This window comes from Kushneria avicenniae (assembly GCF_900112585.1).
In the GTDB taxonomy this organism is placed as follows: domain Bacteria; phylum Pseudomonadota; class Gammaproteobacteria; order Pseudomonadales; family Halomonadaceae; genus Kushneria; species Kushneria avicenniae.
Window position 1 is genome coordinate 1 of the sequence record NZ_FOLY01000011.1, and the last position, 10,083, is coordinate 10,083.

At 55.0% G+C, this 10,083-nt stretch carries 7 protein-coding genes and 1 pseudogene; all 8 read left to right on the plus strand.

Annotated elements, in window-relative coordinates; translation table 11 throughout:
• A partial coding sequence (locus tag BM079_RS16405; protein WP_139215332.1) for a DUF2345 domain-containing protein occupies nt 1-849 on the plus strand: 849 nt, incomplete at its 5' end.
• A 3-nt stretch (nt 850-852) separates the two neighbouring features.
• Nucleotides 853-1,728 carry a DUF4123 domain-containing protein gene (locus tag BM079_RS16410; RefSeq protein ID WP_090136283.1) on the plus strand — a complete coding sequence of 292 codons (876 nt, stop codon included), beginning with the start codon at nt 853-855 and terminating at the stop codon, nt 1,726-1,728.
• Nucleotides 1,725-4,409 (plus strand): T6SS effector BTH_I2691 family protein, encoded by a 2,685-nt coding sequence (locus tag BM079_RS16420; protein ID WP_217639721.1) that lies wholly within the window; start codon nt 1,725-1,727, stop codon nt 4,407-4,409. The genes BM079_RS16410 and BM079_RS16420 overlap by 4 nt, the downstream gene beginning before the upstream one ends.
• Before the next feature lie 4 nt (nt 4,410-4,413).
• Nucleotides 4,414-5,478: a DUF6708 domain-containing protein gene (locus tag BM079_RS16425; RefSeq protein ID WP_090136286.1), complete on the plus strand. Its 1,065-nt coding sequence runs from the start codon at nt 4,414-4,416 to the stop codon at nt 5,476-5,478.
• Between the two features lie 162 nt (nt 5,479-5,640).
• Nucleotides 5,641-5,790: pseudogene (locus BM079_RS16905) on the plus strand (type VI secretion system Vgr family protein); the annotation flags it as partial.
• A 219-nt stretch (nt 5,791-6,009) separates the two neighbouring features.
• Nucleotides 6,010-6,534, plus strand: coding sequence for a DUF2345 domain-containing protein (locus tag BM079_RS16910; protein ID WP_245743226.1), 525 nt, complete (start codon nt 6,010-6,012; stop codon nt 6,532-6,534).
• Nucleotides 6,535-6,758: 224 nt separating this feature from the next.
• The gene (locus BM079_RS16670) at nt 6,759-7,259 is read left to right on the plus strand and encodes a hypothetical protein (protein WP_175489746.1); all 501 of its coding nucleotides are present in this window, start codon (nt 6,759-6,761) and stop codon (nt 7,257-7,259) included.
• The coding region (locus tag BM079_RS16440) for a T6SS effector BTH_I2691 family protein (RefSeq protein ID WP_090136292.1) at nt 7,256-10,083 on the plus strand (2,828 nt) is incomplete at its 3' end. The genes BM079_RS16670 and BM079_RS16440, both read left to right, overlap by 4 nt.

The window sequence follows — 10,083 nt, forward strand, 5'->3', positions numbered from 1 at the left end:
CTGCGCACCGACGCCTATGGCGCCATCCGCGCCAACGAAGGGCTCTACCTCTCCAGCTGGGGCCAGCTCGGGGCCAGTGGTGATCAGCTCGATCTCTCCCCAGCGCGCGATCAGATCCAGAGCGCGTACAACCTCTCGGACACGCTCAGCCAGAGCGCGAGCGACCATAACGCAGACCCCTTCGAGACGCTGGAAGGCCTGAAACAGGCCGGCGATGACGCCGATGATCGCTACGGCAACAGCGAGCAGTTGGCGGATGTGGATCAGAGCAGCGCCCGCGGCGCCAGCGATGCCGGCGGCCGAGGTGAGTCCGCCCGCATGAAGGCCCCCTGGCTGCACCTGGCCTCGCCGGCTGGCATCACCATGAGCACGCCGGAATCCACGCACCTGGTCCAGGGGCGCTCGCTGAGTGTCTCGAGCGGAGAGGACATGAGCCTTGCCGCGGGGCGCAGCCTGATCGCTTCGATCTCCGAAAAGCTCTCGATGTTCGTTTACCGTGCCGGCATCAAGCTCTTTGCGGCGAAGGGCAAGGTGGAAATACAGGCCCAGAGTGATGAAATGGCGCTCACCGCACAGAAGGACGTGAAGATCACCTCGACCGAAGGCCGGGTGCAGATCAATGCCGCCAACGGCATTCTCCTGACCAGTGGCGGTGGTTATATCCGTATCGAAGGCGGCAACGTCGAGATCCACGGCCCCGGCAATATTGATGTCAAGGGCGCCCAGCACATGTTCGACGGCCCGGCCAGCATGGATATGGCGATGCCGGAGCTGCCAGAGGGTCAGTGTGAAAAGCAGTTTGCAGGCGCCGATAAATCGTCTTCGGGCAGCTCACCTGTGGGAAGCTGACCCATGTCTTTACATTCGATACAAGTAGAAAAACCGATAGAGATAGACGGGCTGCTGCAGCAATTCAACTACGCCCTGGTCAATCCATTGATCGTGCACGAAAGAGACTGGCGCGATCTTCCGATTCAGGCGTTGGAAACGTCGCCTGCACCAGCCAGGCCGCATCGCCTGCCGCAGTTGATCGACCTTACAATACTGCCTGACGAAAAGCATGAGGTTCTCGCTGAGCGTATCAGGCGTTACCAACTGCGTGGTACCTCGTTTTTCTCGGCATTGATAATGGGAGGGGAGAGCTTTAATGACATGTCTTATCATCTACGCCGACAGCTATTACAAAAGCGTCCCGGTGACCGACGCCATTACTGGTTCCGCTATTACGACCCCCTTGTCTTTCGGCATCTACCGTGGCTTTTGACGCCGAAGCAAATGGCTCGGCTGCTTGGTCCCATCGAGCTTTGGTCTTGGCCTGACGGAGTAGGTCAATGGCGATCACTCACAGGTAGCGGAGAGAAACCGGTGATTCACTGGCTGGAATTGACCCGAATTCAATGGGCGACTATTGATCGCTTTGCGACCCTGAATCAGAGTCTGCGCCGCCTGGCCATGATCGCGCCTGACTGGCCGCAGAATGAAGCGCACTGGCGCTGGCTGGATAATATGCTGCGTCATGGACAGGAGGCGTTTGGTTTGTCGGTCGAACATCAGCAATATCTTGCAGAGAGAGCAGCACAGTACCATCCCGCCCTGGAAACGCACCCCGTGATTCAAAAATTTCTGACACAAGCCTCTCAGGGTAACTCAAGCCTTGCCAGCCATCTGGATCAATTAACTGATGCCGAGTGGAAAATCATTGTTTCGGAACTCGAGGAGCAAGCATGAGCAGCCCCTGCGAAGAACGTCAGGATTGCAGCTTCTGCGGCGGCGGCGGCCTGCCGATTCTGCCTGTACGTTATGCCGTGGCGCGTAGTGATGACGTCGGTATCGGGGCGCCTGAGCTGCCATCGGATCTAGCAGATGATGCCGTCTCGCAGATTGTACTCTCGGGAGGCCAGCACTACACGCTGAGGCTCCTGCGTGAGGGCTTCCTGTACGTATTCAACGTCAAGCGCGGTCGCTGGCAGGGCTATTATGTGACCGATGAAGGCTTTCTCAGCCGCTACATCGATGTCAACCATGACGAGCTGCTGGCACTCGACCCCGACGCGCCGGGACCGCTCGATACCGATATCCATGCGCCGGTGGAGGACGAAGAGTTCCCCTGCCGTGCCAATCCAGATCATGTTTATCCAGGGCGCTGCGTCACCATTCCGTCTGCCAATGAGGCCGAAGATATCTATTTGGCCTTCTCTGATGATCGCTGGACCAAACGCGTATGGAAGGAGCATGCCACCAACGAGAATGGTCGGCGTGACGCCATGCGCAAGCTGTCGATGCCGCAATGGAAGGGTGGTTCGGCGAACTATGCTCGGCCACTCAGTGAGCTGGGAGATCGCGTGGCCGAAGCCGGTTTTCCCTGGATTCGCCGACAATCAAGTGACACCGAGAGCACAAATCAGAGATCAGGCGCAGAAGTCAATGCTTTAAGCCATAGCCTTGCCCCCATCAATGGTCTTCGAGATGACGTCGAAGGTTTTGTGGACTGGGCGCAGCGTCAGGCCGAGCCAAGTGAGATGACGCCAGCGCTGTTCGTGCTCGATGACCCGGCCGGTGTGACCAGCGATCTCGCCGCGTTACTCGCCGAGCGAGAGAATGAGTTCAACGAGAAGGAAGCGATCAAGCGCCCGTTCGTGACAGCAGTGGTCATCAACGCGCTGCGTGACGGCTTTCGGGAGCGGGCGCGGATGCAGCGCGCCAATAAGATCGTTGAAGATCGGCTTCACGACAAATACCACAACGGATATGGACACCCGGGGTTCGAGCAAAGCGCCAAAGCCAATTTCGAGCGCCGGCAGAAGGAAGACCCCGCTTATCGGCGAGAGGTCGAAGCCGAGCGGCTGGCCGCGTACAAGAGCATCAGCGAGGATGAACTTGAGGAGGCTGCGGACGATGCCTGGGGCAAGTATGGTGACAAGCTCCGCCCCGGAGAGCCCGATCACTGGATGGAGAACACCTATCGGCCGCAGCTATCGGATTACGATAAAGATAACATGCAACCATTGGCATCGGCCTATGTGAGTTGGTTGACCGGCAATCCCCTACTGATTTACCTCAACAGTCGATTCGATGATGCGAACGTCGAATCGGGGATCAATTTTGTCTCCGTGATCTCCTTCGTATTGCTGGGCACTCAGAGCTACGCGCCCGCGTTCAAGCAATACGTGGAATGGCTATCGTCGACCGAGATCAGCGATGACAACCTGCTGTTGCGCGGCATGTGCCTGAACCAGCAGCGTCTGGTGGAACAGGTCATGGCGGCCAGCGATGTCGACTTCGGCGAACCGGCCAACAACCCGGCTGCCCTGCCCTGGGGGCCGTTGATCGCCGCTTATATTGGGCTGACGGAAGATTACCCCGACGAAGTTGCCTCTCCCGCCAGAATGCTCGGCCATGTGCTGGGGCCGATGCAAAGTGCTGTGGCCAAAGCGCAGAATCCGACGCCATTCCTGCTCACCCTGGGGATGATCTCGGGAAGCTCGATTCAGATCACCCGGGTCAGCGCGACGTTCGAGGAAGCACTATCCCGGACGCGCGAGCCGCTCAAGCTGATCCACCCCGACTGGGGCGAGAGCGAGCTGCGTCAGTTCCAGCAGAAGGTCCGGGTAGAGACGCGCGCTCTCATTACCGTCGATCGGGGGCCATCTGCCAGATTCGATATGCGCCAGATAGACCTCACTCCGTTCCATGAATTCATGGCCGAGCCATCTAGCGCGATCAACCTGACGGGCCGGGAGAAGCTAGTGTTCTCGGCCAGCGTTGTGGGCGCTGTCTTGTCTGGTGTAACAATGTGGGATTTCTTCACACGCACGGACAGCGTTCTTCATGGGGGTGGACGAGTTCAAGGTCGCTTCCTCGGTATGGCCTTGGCAGTCGGTAGTGGTCTGGCTGACGTCGTGGGAAAGTCTATGAAGCATGCCCAGAAGATTTTTCGGGAATCAGCTGATGTATTAATGGAAAGAAGTAAATTTCTGGCAAGACTGGGGGGGCGTCTCGGACTGGCGGGTGGTGTCATTTTGGGGGCGATGGATATTTTGGAGGGTATAGAGAACTATCGTGAAGGAAAAACGGCCTTAGGGGTTTTGTATGTCAGTTCCGGCGGCGCTACTGTTGTTGCGAGCTTTGCCTTATTTTTTGCCGCGGTAGGCGCTGCCGTAGAAGTTACCAGTGGTACGTCGATACTGTTAATTTTGCTCTCTCGGGCGTCGCCGTTGTTATGGTGGGGCGGCGCAATACTTGGCGTTTTCGCCATCGCGGCCACAGTCGCTATTTGGTATTTCACTGAGAATGACTTACAGGAGTGGTTGGCGGAGTGTGCTTTTGGTGAGCGCGGTGACCCGAGCCCGGGCACTGCCAGATTGGAAGCCGAACTACAGCGACTCGAAGCGATAACTCATAAGGAATAGTAATATGCGGCCTACGAATGCCAAGGATTTTATGAACCTGGTCGTAAAGGCCAATTGGGGGTTTTCCAGTACCATATCTCGCGCCAGAGGTATGGGAGGACGCACTCAGATTTTGAACAAAGTTAAACAAGATGCTAGTGAAGCGAATGCAAGATTCAATGATTCGGTCGTTTTAGTTAACTCTACTTATCTTGAGGTCGTTGATTCTGGCAACCGTCTGAGAGGGGTTGTTTCTTTTTTTGGAATAATGGGTGGAGTGCCGCTCCTTTTTGGGGTGTTTTGGCTGGTTTTTAGCCTAATTTTTCGTGCGGACGAAATTCCTGCAATTGTTTACATATTTGGACTGATAGGGGTTCTAATTTTTTGCATCGGGCTAATCATGGCCAATATACTCATCCGATGGGACATGTTCCGTAATACTCACTATCCCATGCGTTTCAATCGTCGTGATCGCAAAGTCTATGCCTGGTCTCAGGATATGGGTATCGTCACCATGAACTGGGATGACATCCAGTTTTATAGTAGCCAGGCGACCAAATCTCAGGATCGCCGGGGCATGTCGCGTGAGGAAATTCGAGGATACGTAAGGGACCGCAACGGCAATATGCTTTATCACCTGGTCTTCTTCAAGTACGAAGGCCTTAAAGGGATGAAAGGCGTGCTGGAAATCTGGGAGCTGGTGCGTCGCTATATGGAGGAGCCCGACGGCCATATTCAGGCCTATGAGGTCGACCAGCGACTGCTGGATCTGGATGGCAAGCGTGAGGGTTTCATCCATTCACTGATACAGGCTACGCAGGTGCTGGCTGATAGCCGTGCGGTGCAGTTGATTTTTGCCCCCATGATCATGTGGGCAGGCACCGGCCGCATCATCGCCAAGTGGACCTGCCGTGTACCGCATTGGCCCGAGTGGGTCGAGGAAAAATGTCGCGTTGCACCGGATGATCCTTACGTGCGCAATCGCCACAACGAACCTCCATTGTCTTTGAAAGAAATCCTGTGGCCTCTGTTCTGCTATCTGCTCGGCTGGGCTGAGGTGCTGGTCATTCTGTATTTCTGCTTTGGATGATTTCAGAGTTATTGGACAAATATGCGTTTACAGATTGGGAGGTCTTTGGACTCTGAAGATGTGCGACCCACCAATCTGTAGTAAACGCCGTGGCAAATGCCACGGCGTTTTTGATTCTTCCTGAGTTTTAATTCAAAAAGCCAGCTCAACCTCGGCTACCTGATCCATCAGACCGGCAACCACCGCGGCGCCTTCCGCGGCACCGGCTTCGAGCTGCGCACCGACGCCTATGGCGCCATCCGTGCCAACGAGGGGCTCTATCTCTCCAGCTGGGGCCAGCTCGGGGCCAGTGGTGATCAGCTCGATCTCTCCCCAGCGCGCGATCAGATCCAGAGCGCGTACAACCTCTCGGACACGCTCAGCCAGAGCGCGAGCGACCATAACGCAGACCCCTTCGAGACGCTGGAAGGCCTGAAACAGGCCGGCGATGACGCCGATGATCGCTACGGCAACAGCGAGCAGTTGGCGGATGTGGATCAGAGCAGCGCCCGCGGCGCCAGCGATGCCGGCGGCCGAGGTGAGTCCGCCCGCATGAAGGCCCCCTGGCTGCACCTGGCCTCGCCGGCTGGCATCACCATGAGCACGCCGGAATCCACGCACCTGGCCCAGGGGCGCTCGCTGAGTGTCTCGAGCGGAGAGGACGTGAGCCTTGCCGCGGGGCGCAGCCTGATCGCTTCGATCTCCGAAAAGCTCTCGATGTTCGTTTACCGTGCCGGCATCAAGCTCTTTGCGGCGAAGGGCAAGGTGGAAGTACAGGCCCAGAGTGATGAAATGGCGCTCACCGCACAGAAGGACGTGAAGATCACCTCGACCGAAGGCCGGGTGCAGATCAATGCCGCCAACGGCATTCTCCTGACCAGTGGCGGTGGTTATATCCGTATCGAAGGCGGCAACGTCGAGATCCACGGCCCCGGCAATATTGATGTCAAGGGCGCCCAGCACATGTTCGATGGCCCGGCCAGCATGGATATGGCAATGCCGGAATTGCCGGAGGGCAGTGACTGCCAGACCAAACATGCAGGGGCCGCCAGCAAGGGATCATCCTTTGTCGGCTGACAGGCTTAAAACATGACCACCTGGATACTGCATGATCAGCTCAATGGCTCACTGGAAGGGAGCAAGCCTGCCGGAGATGGCAGCACAAGCTGCCCCCCGTAGTCTGCGCCATCCTGCACGCAGATATTGACGCCAGGATACTGCGCGAGCAGTTGAGCCGTTTTTGTCTGTTCAGCGTTCCAAAGAGGCAAACAAGATATTGCCGCTATTTTGATCCGCGAATCATGACGCATCTTCGATGGATTTTGACTAATGGTCAGCTTCATTCCCTGTTGGGGCATATTCAGCACTGGGAACTGATGGACTCGAACGGTCAGTGGATTTTGACGTCTCCACCCGAGTCGAGTGCAGGGCGGATGATGCGTCTGGCACTTGATGAACAGCAGCATCGTTACCTTGAAATACTGCCTGCCATCCGCGAATGCCTGAAGCACTGGCGCACTTCATATCCAGACAGGCTTCGCGACGATACTGAGGCAGGTCCTTATCTCGCCAGCCGTTTGGATCACGCCTGTACCCAAGGGCTTGAGGACATCAAGGATCAACTGGCACTGGTACTTCATGAAGTGCTTGTACATCCCGATATTACTGATCATCCGAAAATTGCGGCCGTCATCACCTCCGCCAGAAGCGGCACTTCTTATCAGAAAGCGACAGCACACTGGTCAGCAAAAGACTGGCAGATCATCCGGACTCGGCTGAACGCAAAGGACAATGTTTCATGAACTCGACACCCGATATCAGTGCCATTGTTGGTGATGCCAGCAGTCAGGTTGCTACGCCATCGGCGGCTACCGGTTCCGGTGGCTGTGAGGACTGCACGATGTGTGAAAAATCACCTGGCCTGGTGATTTTGCCTGTCCGTTACTCAGCCATTGCCGAGAGCCATGCTCACACTATCCATGGTCTTACCCCGATCTCACAGGGCAGCCCGTTTGGAGAGGGCGTACTGGATAAACCCATGCAGCATGCCAGCTACATCCTGCGCTGCATGCGTCAGGGGTACTTTTATCTGCATTTTCCGACTGGAGATGCCGAAGGTGTCATCTGGCGAAAATATGCGGTCACCAGCGACAGCAACTTCATTCCACTGCCTCTTGACGCGCCTCTTCCCGATATTGAAAAAAATGAGGCCTGTCGTCGTTCAAGTGACTGGCAGATGGCGCGCTGTGTCACCATCAGCACACCGGAGGAAGTGTCGGCAGCCTGGCTGGCCTTTTCGGATACGCACTGGGATGAAAGCATTCGCCAACGGGTAGCGCAGAACCCTTCAGAGCGTATGCAGTTTCTGTCTCCCGCCCAATGCATTGGCGGCGGCGCGGGGCAGCCTCATACCGCACCGCTGTCTGAACTGACGAATTGGGTCAGCGAATATCGTCCTTTCGCATTGCACTCCTTTAACAATACGGTGGCCGATCTGGATGACGACGAGAATACGGCCACTTTCGAGTCGGTATACCCGTTTCACTGGCGTGCCTTCGAAGCCAATACCCTGATCGAAACGGCTGAAAGGAAGTCAGACGGGCGCGCCATTGTGTTTGCGACCCACGACCCCCGAGGCATTACCGTCGAGCTCAATGCCGAGCAGATTCAGGCCGTGGCAGCGTCACTACAGCTCTATAGCTGGCGTATTACCTCGTGGGAGGGCGTACAGGCTATCAAGAATACGGTTCAGATCACGGAAGAATCCATCTACCGAAATGGTGTGGCTGATAATCAGGCCATGATGCTTGAAGCACCGGAAGCAAGACTCAGAGAAGCTAGGAGAAGGATCGCGAATGGCACGGCGAGCCCGGCAGATCAACAAACCATGGAAGATATGGAAAGACTGCTGAACGAGACCAGGGCCACCACTCAACATCAGTATCTCGATGCAGACATTATTAATGCGCGCCGTCAAAGAGTGTGGCGAGAAACCCGTAATGATGTCTGGTTCGGGCTTTTTGAGTTTAAAAATGAATATTTAAGAATGTCGGATGAAGAGCTGAAGCAGGACTTCAAGAGCAATGTCGCCGACAATCTGAAAAACGATCAGGAAAACATCCATGCGCCCATCTCGGAAGATCATGCAACCTGGCTTGGCTCGAACGCGCTAAAAACCTGTTTTGAATGCGACTATCGAACGGATGACCTCGATTCCGGCACGCAATACGTTCATCATTTCATCGAGTGCCTTGAGGATGCAGCAGATCGCGCAGAGTGTGAAGTTGTCATTCAGGAGTGGGTCAGTCAGCCTGCTCTGGGTGATTCTTCCAATTTATTAATGCGCAGCCTAATCTGGAATCAGGATGAACATGCAAGAACCGTCAATGATCTCTCGGGCACGATCATTACAACCAGTAATTTCCAGATGACGCTTGACAAGATCAACAATGCTTGGGAGAAGAGCCGAAAGCACATGTTTGAGCCTGCTCAAAGCGAGGACGCCGCCAAAAACGTCTTCTCCCAACTGCTTTATCAGACTGGTGCGCCGGTTGCCAAATTCCTGTCCCGTCAGCTCGATTCGGCAGCGATGAATGTTTATCTGGCAGCCTCGATGCTTTCCACCGGGCGTCTGATGCTGCAACGACCGTTGGAAGGCACACCGCAGCAGCATGTTGATTGGTTAACAGCACAGATGCGTGAACGCATACCGCGCAACAAGCGTCCCAGTGCCAATCAAATGCGCCGTGTCACACAGGCATGGCTCAAGGCAGGCGGGGCAGAACCCAGTATCCGTATACCCAATATCATCCTACTGGATGATGATCTATTACGCAGAGCAGCTGATGGCCCGGGCTCGGGCAGGGCAGCAGAAGCCAGATTGCTACGATCCAGCGAGCCGATTCTTCTTACGAGTGACAATATTCGTGAAACGGCTCTGCCAAAGTTTCAGGCCTTTGTGAATGCAGATACACGTATAGCAGCCGTCGGACTGCTCTTTAGTACGGTTTCAACATTGTTTTCGCGTGACCAGATGAAAGACGCCGATGTATTTGCCGACGAGGAAGCGGCTGGGCGTTACTATGCCAGCGGTGTGGGATTAATTGGTGGTATTTTGAATGCTACTGAAACCGGTATAAAACGAATGGAAGCAGTGGGAAAGATTGGGGAGTTATCTAAAACCAGACTTACCTTGAGATGGAGCGGACGCGTCTTAGGTGCGCTCGCAGCGTGGGGATTTGCGTATTTTGATGCTAAAAATGCGGTTGAAAACGCTAAGAAAGGTAATTGGACATTGGTGTTTATGTATGGTTTTTCAGCCGGCGCAAACGCAGTGCTAGGTTTTATGTCAATTTTTACTAGTTTGTTTGCTGGTTGGCCAGAGGTTATATTTATGGTTACACTAGGTGTAAATCTCATAATAGAAAAAATCAAGGATAGCGAAGCACAGAAATGGCTGAAGCACTGCTTTTATGGTACTGAAGAGCGTTGGCCAAGTGTTAAAGTAGGCGATAAAGAGCTAGAGAAGGTGCTAGGTGTTTGGTCCCGGGAAGTAGTGGTTCGGGTTTTGATGGAACCTGTCCGGTTCATCCTGCCATCTTTCCAGAATAAATCCGATCGGAGTTT